This window comes from Burkholderia sp. Bp8998 (genome assembly GCF_003854235.1).
Taxonomy (GTDB): domain Bacteria; phylum Pseudomonadota; class Gammaproteobacteria; order Burkholderiales; family Burkholderiaceae; genus Burkholderia.
Map to the genome: position 1 here is coordinate 106,535 of NZ_QTQF01000022.1, position 20,443 is coordinate 126,977.

The 20,443-nt window shown below is 66.1% G+C and carries 17 protein-coding genes and 3 pseudogenes; 13 read left to right on the plus strand and 7 right to left on the minus strand.

From position 1 onward, the window contains the following. Nucleotides 1-32: 32 nt before the first annotated feature. Nucleotides 33-680: a hypothetical protein gene (locus DIE06_RS21980; protein WP_124663155.1), complete on the minus strand. Its 648-nt coding sequence runs from the start codon at nucleotides 678-680 to the stop codon at nucleotides 33-35. A 352-nt stretch (nucleotides 681-1,032) separates the two neighbouring features. On the opposite strand from DIE06_RS21980, the gene DIE06_RS21985 reads away from it, so the two are divergent. Both DIE06_RS21985 and DIE06_RS21990 read left to right on the plus strand, forming a co-directional pair. Then, nucleotides 1,033-3,048: a hypothetical protein gene (locus DIE06_RS21985; RefSeq protein ID WP_124663156.1), complete on the plus strand. Its 2,016-nt coding sequence runs from the start codon at nucleotides 1,033-1,035 to the stop codon at nucleotides 3,046-3,048. Beyond that, nucleotides 3,045-4,886, plus strand: a complete 1,842-nt coding sequence (locus tag DIE06_RS21990) for a hypothetical protein (RefSeq protein WP_124663157.1) — start codon at nucleotides 3,045-3,047, stop codon at nucleotides 4,884-4,886. The genes DIE06_RS21985 and DIE06_RS21990 overlap by 4 nt, the downstream gene beginning before the upstream one ends. Here DIE06_RS21990 and DIE06_RS21995 read toward each other — a convergent pair. Continuing rightward, on the minus strand, nucleotides 4,825-5,157 hold the full coding sequence (locus DIE06_RS21995) for a ketopantoate reductase family protein (RefSeq protein WP_260433695.1): 333 nt from the start codon (nucleotides 5,155-5,157) through the stop codon (nucleotides 4,825-4,827). The genes DIE06_RS21990 and DIE06_RS21995 overlap by 62 nt on opposite strands. An 85-nt stretch (nucleotides 5,158-5,242) precedes the next feature. Then, complete coding sequence (locus tag DIE06_RS22000; RefSeq protein ID WP_124663158.1) at nucleotides 5,243-6,313, minus strand: hypothetical protein; 1,071 nt, start codon at nucleotides 6,311-6,313, stop codon at nucleotides 5,243-5,245. Between the two features lie 337 nt (nucleotides 6,314-6,650). Between DIE06_RS22000 and DIE06_RS22005 the strand changes: the two genes are divergently transcribed. The 3 genes and pseudogenes from DIE06_RS22005 to DIE06_RS22015 form a co-directional block, all read left to right on the plus strand. After that, on the plus strand, nucleotides 6,651-7,943 hold the full coding sequence (locus DIE06_RS22005; protein ID WP_124663159.1) for an MFS transporter: 1,293 nt from the start codon (nucleotides 6,651-6,653) through the stop codon (nucleotides 7,941-7,943). A 311-nt stretch (nucleotides 7,944-8,254) separates the two neighbouring features. After that, entirely contained in the window at nucleotides 8,255-9,364 is a 1,110-nt protein-coding gene (locus DIE06_RS22010) for a hypothetical protein (RefSeq protein ID WP_124663160.1), read from the plus strand. 211 nt (nucleotides 9,365-9,575) lie between these two features. After that, a pseudogene (locus tag DIE06_RS22015) lies at nucleotides 9,576-9,716 on the plus strand (galactose-1-epimerase); the annotation flags it as partial. Nucleotides 9,717-9,746: 30 nt separating this feature from the next. On the opposite strand, the gene DIE06_RS22020 reads toward DIE06_RS22015, so the two are convergent. Next, entirely contained in the window at nucleotides 9,747-10,718 is a 972-nt protein-coding gene (locus DIE06_RS22020) for an AraC family transcriptional regulator (RefSeq protein WP_124663161.1), read from the minus strand. A 94-nt stretch (nucleotides 10,719-10,812) separates the two neighbouring features. Here DIE06_RS22020 and DIE06_RS22025 point away from each other — a divergent pair, with 94 nt between their 5' ends. After that, a complete protein-coding gene (locus DIE06_RS22025; RefSeq protein WP_124663162.1) occupies nucleotides 10,813-11,646 on the plus strand; it encodes an oxidoreductase in 834 nt (277 codons plus the stop codon). 50 nt (nucleotides 11,647-11,696) lie between these two features. On the opposite strand, the pseudogene DIE06_RS39075 reads toward DIE06_RS22025, so the two are convergent. Then, a pseudogene (locus tag DIE06_RS39075) lies at nucleotides 11,697-11,866 on the minus strand (VOC family protein); the annotation flags it as partial. A gap of 165 nt (nucleotides 11,867-12,031) precedes the next feature. Between DIE06_RS39075 and DIE06_RS22035 the strand changes: the two are divergent. Then, nucleotides 12,032-12,868 carry an alpha/beta fold hydrolase gene (locus DIE06_RS22035; protein ID WP_124663163.1) on the plus strand — a complete coding sequence of 279 codons (837 nt, stop codon included), beginning with the start codon at nucleotides 12,032-12,034 and terminating at the stop codon, nucleotides 12,866-12,868. A 199-nt stretch (nucleotides 12,869-13,067) separates the two neighbouring features. On the opposite strand, the gene DIE06_RS22040 is transcribed toward DIE06_RS22035, so the two are convergent. Further along, complete coding sequence (locus DIE06_RS22040; RefSeq protein ID WP_124663164.1) at nucleotides 13,068-14,474, minus strand: 3-deoxy-D-arabino-heptulosonate 7-phosphate synthase; 1,407 nt, start codon at nucleotides 14,472-14,474, stop codon at nucleotides 13,068-13,070. Between the two features lie 136 nt (nucleotides 14,475-14,610). Further along, on the minus strand, nucleotides 14,611-15,372 hold the full coding sequence (locus tag DIE06_RS22045; RefSeq protein ID WP_124663165.1) for a 2-keto-4-pentenoate hydratase: 762 nt from the start codon (nucleotides 15,370-15,372) through the stop codon (nucleotides 14,611-14,613). Between the two features lie 282 nt (nucleotides 15,373-15,654). Between DIE06_RS22045 and DIE06_RS22050 the strand changes: the two genes are divergently transcribed. The 6 genes and pseudogenes from DIE06_RS22050 to DIE06_RS22075 all read left to right on the plus strand — a co-directional run bounded on the left by DIE06_RS22050 (nucleotide 15,655) and on the right by DIE06_RS22075 (nucleotide 19,851). Continuing rightward, complete coding sequence (locus DIE06_RS22050; protein WP_124663166.1) at nucleotides 15,655-16,134, plus strand: universal stress protein; 480 nt, start codon at nucleotides 15,655-15,657, stop codon at nucleotides 16,132-16,134. A 15-nt stretch (nucleotides 16,135-16,149) separates the two neighbouring features. Then, nucleotides 16,150-16,341: a DUF2964 family protein gene (locus DIE06_RS22055; protein WP_124613092.1), complete on the plus strand. Its 192-nt coding sequence runs from the start codon at nucleotides 16,150-16,152 to the stop codon at nucleotides 16,339-16,341. Between the two features lie 3 nt (nucleotides 16,342-16,344). Then, a pseudogene (locus tag DIE06_RS22060) lies at nucleotides 16,345-16,656 on the plus strand (MFS transporter); the annotation flags it as partial. Between the two features lie 71 nt (nucleotides 16,657-16,727). Further along, nucleotides 16,728-18,464 (plus strand): site-specific integrase, encoded by a 1,737-nt coding sequence (locus DIE06_RS22065; protein ID WP_124663167.1) that lies wholly within the window; start codon nucleotides 16,728-16,730, stop codon nucleotides 18,462-18,464. An 82-nt stretch (nucleotides 18,465-18,546) separates the two neighbouring features. After that, a complete protein-coding gene (locus DIE06_RS22070) occupies nucleotides 18,547-18,870 on the plus strand; it encodes a TfoX/Sxy family protein (RefSeq protein ID WP_124663168.1) in 324 nt (107 codons plus the stop codon). A gap of 60 nt (nucleotides 18,871-18,930) precedes the next feature. Further along, the gene (locus DIE06_RS22075; protein ID WP_124663169.1) at nucleotides 18,931-19,851 is read left to right on the plus strand and encodes a hypothetical protein; all 921 of its coding nucleotides are present in this window, start codon (nucleotides 18,931-18,933) and stop codon (nucleotides 19,849-19,851) included. The last annotated feature ends 592 nt before the right edge of the window (nucleotides 19,852-20,443 follow it).

The following is a 20,443-nucleotide window of genomic DNA, read 5'->3' on the forward strand; positions in this document are numbered from 1 at the left end:
TCGCGCGCACCGCGCGCGAGCGTCATGCTTTATCAGTCGAACTGGCCCAGCCATTGTCCCCCGATGCTCAACGGACTGATCCACGGGCTCATGATGTTCTGGGCCGAATGGCTCTCGGTCGGATCGAGCGCAACACTGAGCGGGTTCTTGAACGCGCCGCCGAACGAGAAGACTTGCGACGCAATATATTCGCGGCCCGCTTTCTTCGGATCGGAGGAGTCTCCGTCGAGTGCACCGCCGGTTTCATGCGCGATCGCGTAAGCCCCGGCGGACGTACCGTTGTGGCCTTTCGACGAGAAATCGTACTCGTGCGCCGCCGGTCCTTGCGTCAACAGTTTGGATGCCTGGTCTTTCGTGATCTCGCCCCTGTTGATCGCCATCTGCAGTTGATTGATGACCTGCTTCTTCTGCTTCGGATCGTTGGCGCTCTTGTCGAAGTTTTTGGCGGCGTCCGGATTCTTGCTGCTCCAATCCTTCAGCGCCGACTGGTACTGCGGGTTGTTTTCACCCGGCGTCATCGCGTTCTTCATGTCGTCGGTGAATTGCTTCGAGTATTTCTTGACATTGTCGTCAATGAACTTCCGAATATTGTCGCCGTACTTGTTGGCGTCGTTCGAGATGGATTTGTTCCAGTCATCGACGTTCGGAGTATTGGCAGTATTGGGCATTTCGACGGACATGGCATTCTCACTGGAGTTGGAAAGGTGCGAACCTGCCGTGTTTCAGGCGGATGTACGCATCGACAATCTAGCCAACATCGCCGCGATTCGATAAACGCTTGCGAAGCGGGTGAGTTCCATGCGAACGAGATGCCGGCGAATGTCGGCAGTGCGAACCACGCGCTGGTCGGTCGTCGAACCGGCGTGGTGGCGGCTTCGGCTGGATGCCTGCGCATCTACTGCATTCTGCCGCTTCTCGTTGGCGGACGTTCGCGCATCGATATCCCGCTTCGTCTGCCCGACGCGACGCCGACGGCAGCCTACGTAGCATCCGCACCATCGATTCCGATCCTTCCATCAAGGTGCATTCGCCATGCCATCGTCGATTCGCTCTGCCTCGACCCCTCACGATTTCGTACAAGATGGTGACGCATCGCACGCGCCGTCGCATCAGCCTGATACACGGCGCTCCACGGACAAGAGCCCGGAGATTGCGTCATCGCCGTTGTCGAGGCTGCCGTCGCGCAGCCCGCAACTGTCGTCATCGACCGTCGGCGCCGGCCGCCGCAACGCGTCGCCCGCCAGGCGTCGCTCGACGTCGACGGGACGGCACGGCGCTGCCGATGCGACGAGCGTGCACGACGTCGAATCGCCGATCGAAATGAGCAGTCTCTCTCGCGCGCCCTCTGCCGCTCGTTCTCATTCGAGCACCGAATCCAGCGACGACGAGATCACGTTCAAGATGCCGTCGCCGTGCGGCGGCACGCTGAGCGTCGGTACGGACGGAAACCTGCGTTGCGATGACGACCAGGGCGTGCAGGGCATGCTCGAACTCATCGCCCACCTGGATCCCTCTGTCAACGGGTTGACGCCCCCGCACGGGGCTCGCATCCAGGTCGAATGGGACGAGAACCTGATGGACAAGATGGGCCTGTTCATGAAATTTGCAGGCGGCAAACCGCTGTTGGCCATTGATCTGTTGCGCGATGCCATTGCCAAGCGGGAGGACGCATTTACGCCCGGGGCCCGCGTGCCGGAGGCGAACCAGCACCCGAGCGAATTCCTGCGCAATATCGGCTTGCGCATTCATGTGACGCCGGATAGCGGGTTGGGCGCCCGTCTGCAATCCGTGCTGACGGCGCCGCCCGACGATTCGGAGCGGAACACACGGGTAACGAAATTCCGCCACGATTTCGGCGCGATGTCGTTGCTGTCGCTTGCTGCCAACAAGGACTTCAACAAGGAATTGACGTATGGCCTGGTCGCCAGCCTGGCCGGCACCGGCGGGATCGGCGCGGCCTTCGACTATGGCATCTGGAACAGCGTCAAGAAGGCCATAGGTCGCGAACCCGCGGCACGAGGGGGCGCCTACCTCGATTCGCTGACACCGCTGGTCGCCGAAACTTTCGATTCGATAGTCATCCAGCGGCTGATGGCGGTGATGGAGGGCGGTCGCTTCCTGCCGCCCGACCTGGCCACGGCGTTGGGCGACCTGAAGGGCGCGGCCTATTCCGGTTCGATCGCGGCCATCGGTTCGATTCCGAACAATGTCGTGCGCCAGGCGGCTATCGAGGCGAGAGACAGCGGCAATCATGGTCTTGCGTTCGCTCTGCTGGCGGTGAAACAAGGCACCAACTTGCTCGCGACATGGACGTCCGGCGCGATGGTCCCGCTGGAAGTCAAGAAGAAGCTAGATGAACTGGTCGAGGCCAAGATGGCCATGATCCGGGCCGACACGATTCCGCGGCCGGCCGCGAACGATGCGCGCAAGCACGTCGAGGACGAAGCGCTCAATACCTTGCGCGCGGCCCGTGGAACCGGGTCGTCGATCCGTTCGATGGCCACCGGCGGCGAAATTGCCGCAACGCTCGGGGCGCTCCTGTCCGTTCTCGAATACAGGGGCACCATCCCGAGCTCGATCGAACAGCTCATTACGCTGATGTACTCGACGCCGACCGAGGTCATCAGCATGCTGTCCTCGATGGTGACCGAAAGGTGGGTGGGCAGCGGGCCCAACCATGTGGACGGGTGGATTACCACCGACCGCGCCAAGCAAAGCGGCATGCTGCGCCAGATTTCGCAATCGGAGAGCACGTCGCTCGCCGATCTCGACCGGATCGCCCGGCCCGCTGGCGAGATCAATGCCCAAATCGGTTATGGCGTCACGTTGGTGCTCGGCGGCGCGATGGGGTTGCTGGCAGCGGGCGCCGGGCGCGGTGTGCAATATTTGCACGCGCTCGGGCAGGCCGCGCAGGCACTGCCCGGCGCAGCACAGGCGCATGTGCTACAGCCAATCAGCGACGTCGTCGCACGCATACCAGGAGCCATCGCCGACGTTGCAAACGGCCAGCCGCGACGCTCGGCGCCGACCGGTGCCGACATGGTTTGACGGTTCTGGCGCAGATCGGTTTGTTCGCTGAATCCCATGACAACGCGGCAATTTTGGGGGGCATTGCAATGAGACCTGCTGATGTGACGCAGTCGTTCGCGGCTTCTGTCGATGCACACTCGGACGAGGCGACCACTCCGAGTCCGTCCGGCAAAAGGTCGGTGAGACGTGACAGTCGTGTCTCGTCCGCCTTGTCTGAACTGTCGCAAAACCGTCCGCAGACATCGAGCCTCGGCGGCGAGCGTGACCGAAGTACGCCTTTGGCGCCGCGGACCCGCGAACTTCATCCGAATCGCTTTGCGCGATTGCCGAACAAGCCGCGTGCAGAAAAGCGTAACGAGCGCATGGAAGGTGACGAGCGTCCGCCTAGGACGGCGGTACTGCTGCCGGCCGGATCGCGCGACCCGCGCGGTCCTTCCGGCATCCCGGTCCCCATCGTGCCGGAATGGGCGAAATCGGCGGCAGAGCCGGCCGGGACGGTTTCTTCCCAACACGCGCGCGAGTCCGTGTCGGAGACGATCGCAGAATCACCGCCGGCCCGAGCGCACACCCCGCAGGCGTCACCGACGCGGCAGCCATCTCCGTCGACCGGGTCGACGTTGACGAGGTCGGTGTCTGCGCAGTCGCTGCCGCCGTCACTAGCGGAACATGCGCTGTCGGCAGAGCTTCTTCCGACGCTTCGGCGCATGACGACCAACATCGGCACCGCAATTGTGCGCGAAGGGACCATTACCCTGTTGACGACCTATCTCCGTGAAGTCTGTGGGCATGAGGTCGCGAAATCGCTCGAGCATTCGCCCCAGTCCACCAAGATCGCGATATCCGGCACGATTCTCGGCGCCACTGCGTTGCTTAACGCGCTGGTGTTTTTGAAACAACGCAGGGACGGGCGGACGAATGCCTGGACGAAGTTTGGACAGGCGAGCAACGTTATGTGGCTATCGGGCGCCGGCGTCGCTGCCGCCACCACGGGCGGATTCGGCGACGCGGCTGCGCTGTTGGCGAAGGCGACGGTGTATCCGATCTCTCGCGATATGCTGAATGTGTTCGTCCGTCTCGGCGACAATCGGGACCCGGGAAAAATCGCGCCGAACAGGAACGCCGTGCTGGCGGACGCGGCGATCTATTGCATCAATCAGTTCGTGGTCAATACATTGCAGGGCGTGGGCACATCGCACTCCGGCACAAGCGCGGCGACGGTGTCCGGATCGGTCGCGCACGCGACGCCTTCCCTGCTTGCCTTTTCCGCCGCCAACGCATTCGGCGAGACGATGGACGCGCTGTGCTATCCCGCGCTCACCGCATTTTTCGACAAGTTCGATGTCGCCCCGACGCTGAAGAGCGGCGTGCAGGAGGGGATGCGGGCTGTCGGGAACCTCGAGCTGACGGCCAACCTGCACCTTCCCTTTGTCGCGAATGCCCGCGACGATCGACCGAACGATCGCACGATCGGCCGCGCGAGCCGGGAGGATTTCGCAGACAAGGCGATGGGGGCCATGCTCGGACGCCAATCGCTTTTCGTCGCGTTGTTCGGTCTGATAGGCGCGATCAGCCAGGTCGGGCCGGCTGCGAAGCTCGGTCCGAAAGACGCCGCGCTGGTGACCAATGTGTTGGCCGCGCTGGCCATCGGGTTCATGCTGCCGGCTTTCGTCGGTGCGGCGAGCGCGTCGCCGCGGCGGCAGCGGCCGACAGACGATCTCGAGGCCGGCGTCACGGATCGGCCGACCGATGCGACGGGACTGCCTGCCCCGGCCGGCCCCACGCGATCGTCGGACGTCACGATCGCGCCGCGGCCTTCGCTCCCAGCATCTTCACAAGCAGATAGAGCGTCTGATTGACCGGCGTGCCGATGCGTGCGGCCCGACCGCGCCGAACGACCGCGCCGTTCAGGTAGTCGATTTCGCAGGGTTTGCCGCGCGCCAGATCCTGCGCTGTCGACGAATACTGGCCCGGCGGAATCGTCGCTTCGATCTGCGCGACGATATCCGCCGGATCGTCGTCGACATGCACGCCTTCGGCCGCGGCGACGGCGACGCATTCGGCGACGATCGCGCACATCGTTTCGCGCAACGCGTCGCGATGCGGCATCTCGCCCAGCGGCAGATGCAAGTGCACGCGTGCGATAGGCCCGTTGGGACTTTGTATCCATATAGAACACGCTCCTGTCGCCGTTTATTCCCGGCCTCGCGGCGGGTTACCTCCGCGAGGCGCCCATGTTCGGTCGCGTGCCAGACGCTTCGCCATTGGCGGGAACGGCCTTGAACAGGCGTCCCAGAAAATCGGCGGCAATCATTTCGTTCTTCTTCAGGTCATTGTATGGCGGTGTCTTCTTCAACGATTTCCAGTGGTCGTACAGCGCGGCACTTTCCTGGTGATATTTGTCGACGAGGGCGGTCGTGACGGGGTCGTCCGCTGGAATAAACAATGGAACATGAGGTGGCACCACCGTGTTGTTTACCAGCTTGTTTGAAACTCTGTGAAGAGCGGACATTTTCTGAAGGTTGGCGTGCGATTCTGCAGTCTTGCCGGTTAGCCATTTCAAGCGTTGTAATTTCGCCTCTGGCGTGAACGAATTGAATTGGAGGGCGCTGGATACACCAAAGCCGAGCACCACACCCATTAACGCTTCACCTTTCGCGCTGTCACCGAGGACGCTGGGCGCTATCGCCGGAATGATGTGTTCGTCTACTAGTCGATGCGGCGCTGGTCTCTGACCGGGGCACAAAGTATCAATAAAATACGAATATGCTTGGGGTTCGTTTGCCAGGTCGTGCAGGTTCTTTTTGTTGATGAGGAAGAAGCCCCGGGATGATCCGGGTGACGATTCGAGTCGAATCAGGGTGAATCCATCACGCAGCGTCAGTAGGGGACTTTCCATCAGCGACGATATGGCGGTATAGCCCGAATTTTCATCGTGCCGCTCGATAAACCATCCCGGCTTGCTGCCATGGACAAGCAGACCGGTGCCAAGATCTTCGAGGGTGTGAGCTATTTCGGCAGTGGCCGATTTCAACAGGTCGCGATGCGCCGGTTGCAGGAATGGATTCTGTTCTGGTGCGTGAAACGCAGTGCCGTGAGAGGTCGAAGCAGATGGCCGTTCCGTTAGTGCGATTTTGCGGCTCCTCGAAGCCAATCCCGTTAGCGCGGGCGCAAGCCCGTTCGATTTCCTCCCGATGATCTGGAGGCGGTTGTTCATTTCGGTGCCTGTCTGGCGGGGCTGCCCGTCATCGACTGACGGAGCCGAATTCGACGAATTGACTTTCATGTGTCCCTGAAGATCCGGTTGATGTTTCAAGTGATGGCATGGTGTAACGAGCCGGAAGGGCAGAGCACATCTGCCCATTTGCGGCGCAATTGCCTCTTTATTACTCGGTCCGCCCGGAGGCGGTCCGTCGTGGCGCGAAGCCGTCACACGGAGCGCGAATTCCATGCCAGCGCGCGTGCGCTGCGAGGTCGCTGGCACAGCGCGGTCTCGATCGGATGCGACGTCGGCCGCGTCGACAAATCGATGCAAGACGGAATGAAATGAGTCGCGCGGGTGTTTTGAGCAAGTAGCACGTCCTTGGCTTGACGCGCCGTCCGTGACTCCAGACCTCCTCCAGATGAACTCAACAGACTCGCTTTCTATTCCGGCTGTACCGCCCCGTCCGCTGACAGGCGGCGACCACCGAACGCTGGTGCTTGCCGCGCTGGGCGGCGCACTAGAGTTTTACGACTTCGTGATTTACGTGTTTTTCGCGACGGTCATCGGTCAATTGTTCTTCCCGCAGTCGATTCCCGACTGGCTGCGCCAGGTGCAGACGTTCGGGGTGTTCGCGGCCGGCTATCTCGCGCGCCCCCTCGGCGGCGTGATCATGGCGCATTTCGGCGATCTCGTCGGCCGCAAGCGCATGTTCACGATGAGCGTGATGCTGATGGCACTGCCGACGTTGATGATGGGGTTGCTGCCGACCTACGCATCCATCGGCGTGGCCGCGCCCGTGCTGCTCCTGCTGTGCCGCGTGTTGCAAGGCGCGGCGGTGGGCGGCGAGGTGCCCGGCGCGTGGGTGTTCGTGTCCGAGCACGTGCCGCCGCGCCATGTCGGCTATGCGTGCGGCCTGCTGACGGGCGGCCTCACGCTCGGCATTCTGCTCGGCTCGCTGATCGCGGCGGGGATCAACCAGCACTACTCGCATGCCGCCATCGGCGAGTATGCATGGCGGATTCCTTTCGTGGCCGGCGGGCTGTTCGGGACCCTGTCCGCATTTCTGCGACGCTGGCTCCATGAAACGCCCGTGTTCATCGACATGAAGCGCAGCCGGGCGCTGACCCGCGACGTGCCGTTGAAGGCGGTGCTGCGCGATCACGGCAGGGCCGTGCTGGTTTCGATGATGCTCACGTGGACGCTGACCGCCGCGATCGTCGTCGTGATCCTGATGACGCCGACGCTCGTCGCCAAGCGTTTTCATATCGAGCCGGCGCTCGCGCTGCAGGCCAATTCGGCCGCGACGCTCTGCCTGACGATCGGATGTATCGTCGCCGGTACGGTGGCCGGACGCATCGGCACCGCCCGCACGATTTTTTGCGGCTGCCTGCTGCTCGGCGCGTCGTATTTTTTCATGCTCCGGCAGCTCGCCGTCGATCCGTCATTGCTGCTGCCGCTCTATGCGATATCCGGTTTCTTCGTCGGTGCGGTGGCGGCGATTCCGGTAGCCATGGTCAAGGCGTTTCCGCCGGTCGTGCGTTTTTCAGGGATCTCGTTCTCGTATAACGTCGCGTATGCGCTGTTCGGCGGCCTGACGCCGGTGTTCGTGTCCGTGATGCTGAAATCGAACCCGCAGGCGCCGGAGATTTATGTGGGCGCGCTGTGCATCGTCGGCGCGCTGGCAGGCTTCGCGTTGCGCCCGGCGCGCTAGGCCGCGGCTGACGGGGACGCGGTCCGGCCGCGCGTCATGCGCATCGGCGGCCGGGCCGCACGTATGCGCGAGCCGTACCGCCGGTGCCGGCATTCGCGCGGCGTGGTTTCGACCGAACGCGGATCGGGGCGCTCACCGGGCACATGGCAATCTCGGCGAAGCAATGTTTCGGGTTGCGAAGCAATACGATCCGGTGTCGCGGTTTGCATTGTATCGGCACGCGCGCGTGCTTACCTTTCGTATCGAGCGGCTCGATACTGTTTTGAAGACGGGAACCGGTCGGCCTGAAAATCTTGAGGTGGGGAGCGTCGATGGTCAACAGAATCACCAGTGCATTGTTGCCGGTCTTGGAGGCCATGCACGAGGCGCACGCGATCGCGCGTACCGTCCGTACGACGCACCGGCCGGCCGGCCCGCTTGCCGGCCTCGCTGCGCCAGCGCCCCGCGCTGCCACCGATGCCGTTGCGCGGCAGCGCAGCGCGCTGTCCGCGCCACTGCTGCGCCCTGGGCGTCCGGGCGCCGCGACATCGGCGATTGCCGCGGTTTCGATTCGACGCCCTCCAGCCGAAGCGACTGCCGCGAGTCGGATGTTTGCGGCCGCAGGCCCGGCGTCGCCATCTGCGCCGATGCCGCCAACCCGTGACTCGGTCTTCGCACAGCTGCACATCGACTGGCCCCGGCCGCCGGTCCACGTGCCGCGGCTAACTGCAAATGCGTCATCGCACGCAGCGCCTTCGCGAACCTTTACCGACTTGCGGCCCCCCGCCACGCTCGCGGAAGAACAGGCGCAACTGCGCCTCGCGCTGGAGCAGAGCCGCACGGAGGCCTTTCTCAAGGACCTACCTGCAATCGACGAGCATTTCGACGCCGGCGCGACGGCTCACGGTGGCCGCATCACCGATTGGGACGACTTGCCGGCCGAAAGACAACAACTCTATTCGAGCAAGCTCGAGTACTTACAGGAAGCAGTCGCTGCGAGCATGACCTCGCCTCGCATCGAACGGGCACTGACGCAGGCAGGGATGCGCGCCGTACCGAATGACGGCATCACCCCCGGTGGCACCAACAACTGTTTCCTGATTTCGGTGCTCCAGCATGCGACCGGCAACTTCGATTCGTTGCATCCTGCGCTGGTCAATCAGTATCGCGAGATTCTCAAGAATGTTCCGGGCGAGCGTCTCCCCGACGGCGAAAAGCTCTCTGCCGGCAGCGCACCCGCACGGAGGCTGGTCGATCTGATCAACGCCGATCCCGGCGTGCAGCCGAAATTGAAGGTCGAAGTCATATCGGAACTGAACGGCGTCGTCCACCGGGATAGCCTCGGGTCCGACGAGCCGGACGCACGTAAGGTCGTCATCTGGGATCGAGGCGGCCATTTCGAAGCTGTGACCGGGCCGCGCGACGATCGGGACCTGCGGTGATGCGAAGCGGCGCGTGTCGACCGTCGTCGACGTTCGTGCGCGACGGCCGACGGCACTGCGTGAGCGCGTCGATCGGCATATCGCCGGGCGCCGTGCAGGCACGCGATTTGCGCACCGTCGCGAAGAAACCGGCTTCGGAGGCATTCCATGTTGGCCGCTCCGCCCGCTACTACGGATCTGTGCGTTCGCAACGGTCGGCGGGCAAGGGCGGGCTTGCCGGCAGACCGACGCGTTCGCGCTGGAAGCCGAGCACTTCCCCCATTCGCCGAACCATCCGTCGTTCCCGACGACCGTGCTCAAGCCGGGTCAGATGCTGCACGAGGTGACGGTGTGGAAGGTGGGCGCGCGATGACGGCGTTGACGCGCGGCGGGATGCGGCACGTCAATGCGACGACACATACACCGCATCGTCGAATGCCGCCGGAATCGCGAACTGCGCGCGCATGCGCTTCGTCTCCTGCGCGGGCGTGAGCCCGAACAGCCGCTTGAACTCCCGGCTGAACTGCGACGGGCTCGTATAGCCGACTGCGTACCCGGCCGCCTCCGCCGTCAGGTCCTGACGCAGCATCAGCAGGCGTGCCTGATGCAGTCGCGTCGACTTCAGGTACTGCATCGGCGACACCTGCGTGATCGCCTTGAAGTGGCTGTGGAAGCTCGGCACGCTCATGCCGGCTTCGCCAGCCAGTCGCGACACGTCGAGCGCCTGCGCGTAGTCGGCGTGGATCATGCGCAGCGAACGGCCGATCCGGCCGAACTGGCCGCGCATCGCCAGCGCGTTTCTCATTGCGCTGCCCTGCGCGCCGGTGAGCACGCGGAAATACAGCTCGCGCAGCAGCCCCGGCCCGAGCACCGCTGCTTCGAGCGGCCGATGCATCGCCTCGACGAAACGCAGCACGCTCGCCTGCATCGCTTCGTCCATCGGCGTCGATATCATGCTCCGCGGCGCCTGCACGGGCTCCGCGCTCCCCGCGCGGTCGATCTGCGCGGCCAGTTCGGCGGCCATCGGGAAATCGAGGTGCAGATACAGCGCGAGCAGCGGCTGCTCCGCCGTCGCGTCGGTTTCCATGCTGAACGGCACGGGCACCGACACCGCCAGATAGTGATCCTCGTCGTACAGATAGCGTTCACCGCCGAAATAGCCGCGCTTGCGGCCCTGGCACACGATCACGATGCCCGGGTCGTACAGGACCGGCGTGCGCGACAGCGCGCGGTTCGAACGCAGGATGCGCACGCTCGGCAACGCGGTCAGGTTGTAGCCTTCGTCCGGCGCCATCGCATGCAGCAACGCGATCAGGCGTTGGCGGCCGCGCGCGGGCAGCGACGGCGATCGGGGCGAGGAGGGCGCGGCGCTCATAGTTTTATGCAAGAAAATAAGCGGAATCTGGCTTATTTGGCGTAGATCGTCAGACTAGTATGCACGCTTCGATCATCATTTGGGAGAAGCTCACATGGCATCCGGCAACCTCATGCTCATCACCGGCGTCAGCAGCGGCTTCGGCCGCGCGCTCGCGCAGGAGGCGCTGGCCGCGGGTCATACGGTGGTCGGCACCGTCAGGAGTGACGAGGCCAGGCAGGCGTTCGAAGCGCTGTCCCCGCATGCGGCCATCGGGCGCGTGCTCGACGTGACCGACTTCGAACGCATCGACGGCGTCGTCGCGGAGATCGAGTCGAGCGTCGGCCCCGTCGACGTGCTGGTGAACAACGCCGGCTACGGGCACGAAGGCATCATGGAGGAGTCGCCGCTGTCGGAAATGCGCCGACAGTTCGACGTCAACGTATTCGGCGCCGTCGCGATGATGAAGGCCGTCGTGCCGTTCATGCGCGAACGCCGGCGCGGCCGCATTCTGAACATCACGTCGATGGGCGGCCACATCACGATGCCCGGCATTGCCTATTACTGCGGCAGCAAGTTCGCGCTGGAAGGAATTTCCGACACGCTCGGCAAGGAGCTCGAGCCGTTCGGCATCGCGGTGACCGCCGTCGCGCCGGGCTCATTCCGTACCGACTGGGCCGGCCGCTCGATGGCACGCACGCCGCGCTCGATCGCCGACTACGACGCGATCTTCGATCCGATCCGCCAGGCGCGCGAGGAAAAAAGCGGCCGGCAATTGGGCGATCCCGCCAAGGCCGCGCGCGCGATGCTCGCTGTCATTGCGGCGGACCGTCCGCCGGCCCATCTGTTGCTCGGCAGCGATGCGCTGCGCCTCGTGCGCGCCAAATGGGCGGCGCTCGAAGACGAGATGCGCGCGTGGGAGGCGGTGACCGTGTCGACGGACGGTTGACGCGCGATGCGTCGTGTGCGGCAAAGCCCACGGTTAGTTGCGTCGGGCGATCAAGCCTCGGGATGCGAGCACACCGCCTCGAGATTGTGCCCGTCCGGACCGATGACGAAAGCAGCATAGTCGTGCGCGTGAAACCGCTGGCGCAGGCCGGTGCGCCGTTGTTCTTGCCGCCGGCTGCCGGCGCCGCGCGGTAGCACGCAGCGACTTGCGCGCGTGCCGGCCGCGCATGCATGTCATCGGCTTCATGACACGGTCGCGGTTTTCCGCTACAACAGCGAGGTGCCGCATCGACCGGCGCGGTGTGCCGCCGCGCCGCAGTCCATAACCGACGCCCGCCCGGGCGGCCGGCACTTGACGTTCACCTACCCCAAAGGAGCCTGCAGCCATGCCGACCATCACCACGAAGGACAACGTCGAGATCTTCTACAAGGACTGGGGCCCGAAGGATGCACAGCCGATCGTGTTCCACCATGGCTGGCCGCTGTCCTCCGACGACTGGGATGCCCAGATGCTGTTCTTCGTCCAGAAGGGCTATCGCGTGATCGCGCACGACCGCCGCGGCCACGGTCGGTCGGCGCAGGTTTCCGACGGCCATGACATGGATCACTACGCGGCGGACGCGTTCGCGGTGGCCGAAGCGCTCGACCTGCGCAACGCGGTTCATGTCGGTCACTCGACCGGCGGCGGCGAAGTCGCGCGCTACGTGGCCCGCCACGGCGAGCCGGCCGGCCGCGTCGCGAAGGCGGTGCTGGTCAGCGCGGTGCCGCCGCTGATGCTGAAGACGGATGCCAATCCGGAAGGCCTGCCGCTCGACGTCTTCGACGGCTTCCGCAAGGCGCTCGCCGACAATCGCGCGCAATTCTTCCTGGACGTGCCGTCGGGCCCGTTCTACGGCTTCAACCGGCCCGGCGCGACGGTACATCAGGGCGTGATCCGGAACTGGTGGCGCCAGGGGATGGAAGGCAGCGCCAAGGCGCACTACGAAGGCATCAAGGCCTTCTCGGAAACGGACCAGACCGAAGACCTGCGGTCGATCTCGGTGCCGACGCTCGTGCTGCACGGCGAAGACGACCAGATCGTGCCGATCGCGGACTCGGCGCTGAAGTCGATCAAGCTGCTGAAGAACGGCACGCTGAAGACGTATCCGGGCTATTCGCACGGCATGCTGACCGTCAACGCCGATGTGCTGAACGCCGACCTGCTGGCCTTCGTCCAGTCGTGACGCGATCGGCGCATGCCCGCTTGCGCGGGCCGCGCCGCGCTGGCCGGCCATGCCGGCCAGCGCCGATCAGCCTGGGAATCCTGCGCGTCATGCCGAAGGGAGACGACGCCGCGACTGGTGGCGGTGCGGTACCGCGTTGTCGACGAAGCGGTGCGTCGGCCTCATCGCACGCACGTTCGTCCGGTTGATACCGCACACGTCACGCATCGTTCGCGGCGCTGTCGCCCATGTCGCCCTCGATGGCGGCCATCAGGTCGTCGACACCCACCATCAGCGCCCGAACCTGCCGCAGCGATTCGTACTGGTGCAGCACCGCGCGCCATGACGGCAGTTCCAGCAGCGCGTGCCAGACGACGCCGAGGCGGTGCGGATCGGCGTCCGGGTGCCGCGTGAGCGCGCTCGCGTATTCGAGGCTCGCCGGCGCCGACAGCAGCTGCATCCGGCTCGCGGCACCCAGCAGGCGCGGCGCCGGGTCTGCCGACGCATCGCAGCAGTACAGCACCTCGCGCTGCAATGCGGCATCGTCGATCGTCAGCGCGTGCAGCGACGCACCGTGCAGGCGTACCGCGCCTTCGCGCGTGTCGAACGCATAGACGGTGTCCGGGTCGGCTTGCGCGAGCAGGCTCAGGCCGCGCAGCAGGCGCGGCAGATCGGTCGTCGCGGCATCCGCGGACGCCTTCGCCTCGACGAGGAACCGGACGTGCCACGCGGCCGACGGCTCGTCGCCGCGCGCGCGCTCGAGCAGCACCGCATCCCACTCGGTTTTCGCGCGGTCGTGCTTGCCCGGAATCGACGCCGGCACGCGCATCGACGTGACCACGCGGTACGTGCGGTGCGCATCGCACGCATCGAGCTGCGCGGCCAACGCGTCGAGCGCCTGCGCGGCCAGCGCTTCGACGGCCGCGCCCCGCTGCTGCGACGTGACGCCCTGCGCGACGGCGAGCGCGCTGCCTTCGAGCGGACCCTGGCGGCCCCACAGCGTGCGGTACTGCTGGACGTCCGGATCCTGCGACAGTGCATCGAGACGCTGCAGCCGCGCCAGCGCGGCACTGTCCTTCAGTCTGGCGATGTCCTGCTCGAACGCGGTGTCGGTCGCCATCTCCGGTCGCGCGAGCAGGTGCCGCAGCGTGGCATCGAGATCGTCCCACGATGCGCCGGCCGCGGCCGCATGCAGCCGCGCGAGCGGCTCGCGTTGCCATGCCTGCGCGTGCCGTTCGAGCCGGGCCGGATGCGCGATCGTGTTGACGCCCGAGCGCAGCGTGCGCCGATCCTGCTCGGCATGTGCGGCGAGCGATGCGTATTCGCGCACGGCCGCCGCGCCATGTCGAATCACCGCGGCCTGGAAGGCGGGGTCGCCGGATTGCGCGTCCATCGCGTCGCGGATCATCCGCGCGAGCGCGTCGACGAAGCGGCGTTGCAATGCCGGGTCGGGCTGTCGGCCGGCGGCCTGCATCCGGCGCGCTTCCTCGATCACGATGGCGATGACGGTGGCCGGGTTCGCGGCGTCGCTCAGCGACGACGCACGCACGAGCGGTGGCAACCGGTAGCGGCGATCGACGGTGCGCAGGACTTCGTTCAGCAGGGCGGGCAACAGTGTCGGCGGCATGGCGAATGACGGGAGTGCACGCGGTTCGCGCGCGTGACGGGCGATGTGCAACGGTATCACGTCGCGCCGGCAGGCAGGGCCGGGCGCCGCACGCCCGCCGGGATTCACGCGCGGCGCCGTCCGTCGCCGCTGAACGTCAGGCCGTCAGCGTCACCGACAGGCTGCCGAGTTCGCCGAAGCGCACCGTCAGCGCATCGCCGAGCGGCACGTCGATCGCGCCCGCATACGAACCGGTCGTCACGATCTGGCCGGCGCGTGCCCCGTCGCCGCGCGATGCGAGGAAATTCACCAGCCACACGAGCGGCTTGAGCGGATCGCCGTCCGGATGGCGGCCGTCGATCGTGCGATTCAGCGCCCCCTCGAACGACAGCGCGAGCGTCTCGAGCGGCACGTTCAACCCGTCGGGCACGACGGGGCCCACGCACAGCCCCTGGTTGAACTGCCCGTCGGCGAGCAGTTCGAATTTCGACGCGCGCGCGGGCTGCGCATAGCGGCAACCCAGCACTTCGAGCACGATGCGCACTTCACGGATCGCGCCGCGCACGTCGCGCTCGTCGTACGGCTGCGCGCGGGCGGGCAGGTCGCGATCGAGCACGAACGCGATTTCCGGCTCGATCCGCACGATCGGGCCGCCGACGACGCGGTACGGCGCATCGGCTTCGCGGATCGTCGACGCGAAGATCGGCGCGACGATCACGCGCTCGGGCGGCGGCAGCGCGCATTTCCAGCCGCCGATGGTCTCGCCGAGCAGGTCGGCGACGCGATGCTGGATCGCGAGCGCGGTATCGACGTTCTCGGGGCGCAAGGCGTCGGGCAGCAGCGGGCCGGGCACGCCGGCATGGCGGGCGGCGACGAGATGCTGGGCGGCGCCGTCCACGCGTTCGGTAGTCGTTGTCATGTCGGTTGAGCGAGTTGAAGGTGAACCGGCAAAAAGGGGCCGGACGAAGGTCGCAACATTGATGATAGCGCCTTCGGCGGCAGGACCGCTCGGTTGCAGGCGTGGCCGCCGGTCCGGCGTGCCGGTTGCGCCGATTGCGCCGATTGCGCCGCGTGGCGCTTTGCCGCACGACGCGCTTCCGGGGAATCTTGATCGCCGTCAAGCTTCGCACCCGCCGTGGGCCGATGATGGGGACATGGCCGCGCGCCCCCGCGCCCGGCAACTCACCCCAGCGAGGTTCGCATGTACAAGAAGATCATGGTGGCCGTCGACGGCAGCGCTTCGTCGAAACAGGCGCTTGCCGAGGCAGTGAAGGTGGCACTGGCGGGCGATACGCACGTCAGCGTCGTGTATGTGGTCGACAAGTCGGTGCTGTTCACGTACGCGGGCCGTATCGACCCGCACGCGCTCATCGAGGAAATCCGCGACGAAGGGCGCAAGGTGCTGCGTGAAGCCGAACAGGTCATCGCGCAGGCCGGCGCGAAAGGCGAGGGCGAGCTCGTCGAAACCGAGAGCATCGGCGAGGACATCGCGGAGCGCCTGCAGCGTTACGTGACCGAGCACGGGATCGATCTCGCGGTGGTCGGCACGCACGGGCGGCGCGGCATCCGGCGCGTGGTGCTCGGGAGCGTCGCCGAGCGCTTCGTGCGCGGCTCGAAGTGCCCGGTGCTGCTGATTCGCGGCGACGATGCCGGCGTGCCGGCTTCCGCCGCGGCAGCCTGACGTGGCGAGGGCGCGATGATACGTCGCCAGTACCGGATCGTCGTCGCGGCGATCGCCGTGTTCGTGTCGCTCGCGGGGATGATGGCCGTCGTGACCGGGCTGCTGTTCGACGAAACGATCGCGCTGCGTGGCGGTGCGATCGCGTTGATCGCCGGCGTGGCCTGCTTTGTCGTGATGCTCAACCCGGGGCCGAAGGGCGAGGGCTGACTCGCGTCGGCGCCCGATCCGGGGGCCGGCAAACGGGGCGGCTCGATGCTCGACGCGTTCAAGGAGTTGCGCGACCCGCGCGTGTGGCGGCTGTGGGTTGCGTGGATCGCGCTGTTCCTGCTGTCGTATCCGGCGACCGACTTCGTGATCCATACGATCGACGGCACCGCGTCGCTGAACCTGGCGATGCCGTTGGCCGGGTTCGTTGCGATGACCGTCGTGCTCGGTGCGGTGTTCGCGTTCGGGATGGCGTCGACCTTCAAGTACGTCGCCGACGATTTCCCGGACAACATGGGTGTCGTCACGGGCATCGTCCGGCATCGCGCACGTGTCTTGCGGCGCTTCGGGCGTTTTCGAGCGTGCGCGGTTCTGTCAAACTGGCGCTCATGACACCGCGCCTCGCCTCACTGCCTTCCCCCGATTCCGCACCCGCGCTCGCGGGCTTTCCCGACGCCGACGAACTCGCCGCGCTGCGTGCGTGGTACGCGGGCATGACCGTGCGCCAGGCCGTCGAGCGCTACCTGCCCGGCCGGCTCGGCGAAGGGCGGTCGGCGCGCGGCGTGATCGGCGGGATTCGTCGTCGCCTCGTGCGTGTCGCGCGGCAGGCCGGGCGGCCCGATCTCGCCGAGCAGCTCGGTCATGCCGACAGCGAGCGCCTGCGGATCGCGAAAGCCGCGACCGATGCGATCGGCCTGCTGCGCCATGCGCGACCGCCGGTGCCGCAGATCAGCGACGACGTCGGCCTGTGGCTGCCGGCGCGTGCGGTCGTCGCGCTGCGTGCGCACGGGATCGCGACGCTGGCCGACCTGACCGTGCGGATTCCGCGCCGGCGTCAGTGGTGGCGCGCGATCGCGGGGCTCGGCGTGGCGAGCGCGCGGCATATCGAGGCGTTCTTTTCCGCACACCCCGAGCTGACCGAGCGCGCACGCGCGCTGATCGCGGCGACGCCGCGCGGCGGCATCGTGCCGTGGGAGCAATTGAAGCTGCCACACGAAGTCGACGGCTCGGCAGGCACGTTTCGTGCGCCGCGCGCGACTAGCACGCTCGACGCAGACAACGATTACGCGGCCGTGCACGCATGGCTGTCGCTGCACGAATCGGCCGCGACGCGCCGCGCGTACCGGAAGGAGGCCGAGCGGCTGATCCTGTGGGCGATCGTCGAGCGCGGGCGCGCGCTGTCGTCGCTGACGACCGAGGATGCGGTCGCGTATCGCGCGTTTTTGCGCAACCCGACGCCGCACGAACGCTGGATCGGCCCCGTGCGGCCGCGCGGCGCGCCGGACTGGCGGCCGTTTTCAGGCGGGCTGTCCGCGCGTTCGGCCGCATATACGCTGTCGGTGCTCGGCGCGCTGTTCCGCTGGCTGATCGAGCAGCGCTACCTGCTCGCGAATCCGTTCGCCGGCGTCAAGGTGCGCGATACGCGCGGCGCGAACGCACTCGACACGTCGCATGCGTTCACCGAAGGCGAGTGGCTGCTCGTGCGCACGATCGCGGACGGGCTCGAGTTTCGCAAGGACAAGCCGTCCGGCGCGCCGCAGTCCGGCTGGACGCCGGCCGCCGCGCAACGGCTGCGCTTCATCCTCGATTTCGGTTATGCGACCGGGCTGCGTGCAAGCGAACTGGTCGGCGCGACGCTCGGCGACATCGACACGGACGCGCACGGCGATGCATGGCTGAAGGTGATCGGCAAAGGCAGCAAGGCCGCGCGCGTCGCGCTGCCGCCGCTCGCGCGCACGGCGCTCGATCGCCATCTGGTCGCACGGCGGCTGCCGGTGACGCCGGTGCGCTGGCGGCCGGATACGCCGCTGATTCCGAACCTTGCGGAGGACGGCGCGGCCGGGATCACGAGCGTGCGGCTGTGGAAGGTGATGCAGCGGTTCTTCGCGCAGACGGCCGCGCTCGTCGACGACGACAACCCGGCGCTCGCGCAGAAGCTGCGGCAGGCGAGCCCGCACTGGATGCGCCATACGCACGCGACGCATGCGCTCGCGCGCGGCGCCGAGCTGACGACGGTGCGCGACAACCTGCGGCATGCGTCGATCTCGACGACGTCGATTTATCTGCACGGGGATGACGTGAAGCGGGCGCGGCAGATGTCGAGTGCGTTTTCGGCTGACAAATGAGCCGAGCGGTTGCGCGGGAATTGAACGGAACGACACCGCATCGGTGACGGTCAGAAGGGTTATTCGGTAACGGAGCGGGCGGATGGCATCGAGTCAGGGAACCGTCGATTTCATCGTCGAGCAGATGGCTGCGGCGGGCACGGTATCGGCTCGCAAGATGTTCGGCGAATATGGCATCTACTGCGACGGCAAAATGGTCGCGCTGGTGTGCGACGACCGACTGTTCGTCAAGCCGACCCCGGACGGACGTGCGTTTCTCGGTGCGTGTGAAGAAGGTCCGCCGTATCCGACCGCGAAGCCGCATCTCGTCATCGGGGGAGAGCGCTGGGATGACCGCGAATGGCTGTCGACGCTGATCCGGATCACCGCTGCGCAATTGCCGGTACCGGTGAAGCGGAGCCGATAGCGGTCGGCGTATTCCGTGAACCATGCGCGCCAACACGGCGCCCTCCGCTGGAGCACAAGAATGGAGACATCCGAACATCCGCAAGCCCCGCCAGCCCCACGATACGCGCGCCGCGCCTGGCACGCGCTGGTTGCCGCGCTATGCGTCGGCTGGAGCGCGCTGTCGTTCGGCGCGGATGGCGCGGCGGCGCTGCTCGACCGCTATCACAGCCTCGGCGAGCAACTGAAGAACAACCCGTTCCACCGCCCGCTGTACCTCGAGTCGTCCGAGGCATCGTCGTCGCTGAAGGGCGACATCTACGCGGTCGTCGACTATCCGTTCTCCGTCGTGAACGGCAAGCTCAACGACCCCGCGCAGGGCCCCGCGAACTGGTGCGCGGTGCTGATCCTGCACCTGAACACGAAGTACTGTCATGCATCGACCGGCAGCGATGGCCCGGTGCTCGACGTGAACCTCGGCCGCAAGATCGCGCAGAAGCTGTCGGATACCTATCGCGTGCAGTTTCGCTATGGCGTGGCCGCCGCGACGCCCGACTACTTCCAGGTCGACCTGACCGCCGACAGCGGCCCGATGGGCACCAAGGACTACCGGATCGCGCTGGAGGCCGTGCCGGTCGGCGCATCGCGCACGTTCCTGCACCTCACGTATTCGTACGGCTTCGGCACGGTCGGCCGCATGGCGATGAAGACCTACCTCGCGACGGTCGGCAGCGACAAGGTCGGCTTCACCGTCGCCAGCGGCGCATCGGCCGCGCAGCCGCAATACATCGGCGGCGTGCGCGGATTGCTGGAGCGCAACACGATGCGCTACTACCTCGCGATCGACACCTATCTCGCGACGCTCGACAAGCCGGTCGACCAGCGGCTCGCGCGCTGGTTCGACGCGACCGAGCAGTATTCGCAGCAACTGCATGAAGTCGAGCGGGGTGCGTATCTGCAGATGAAAGCGCAGGAAGTGCAGCGGCAGCAGGCGGCGCGATAACGCCGCCTGCTGCCGGGCTGCCCGGCGTCGATCAGTTCGACGCGCCGCCGACCGTGCGAATGCATTGATCCGCAAACCGGGCGCCGGCATTCAGCCTGAGCGCTTTGCGTCACGGGACGGAGCCGCATCTCTGTCCCTTCATCCTCGAGACTCGCTGACCGCCCGTGCGGCACCACGCATCGTTCCGACGCCATGCTTATGGCGGTGCGGGTCGGGCCGCCGCGACCCATCCCCGTTGGGGGCGGCACGACATGGGCCGGCCAGCGCCGTCAGCGCCGCACGTCGGATGGTCTTTGCCCTCCGATCACCGTTCACCGCGCCAATTCCTAAGACGTACAGTTCGCACGAAATCGCAAATTCGCGCCGAACTGTACTCTTGTGTGCGTATCCGATGTGTGTACTCCGCGCCAACTGTTCTGCTTTTAAGATTCCATCATCAAGTGCACAGTGCCGCAGGCCCAGATAACACGGGCCTCCCGGCGCATCTTCAAAAGCGAGCCACTGCGATGGAAAAGGCAAAACCGGAGGGAGCAATCAGGCATCACGACAGCCCGGTCGGCGGGCAGCACACGCGCGGATCGGACGCGCACGG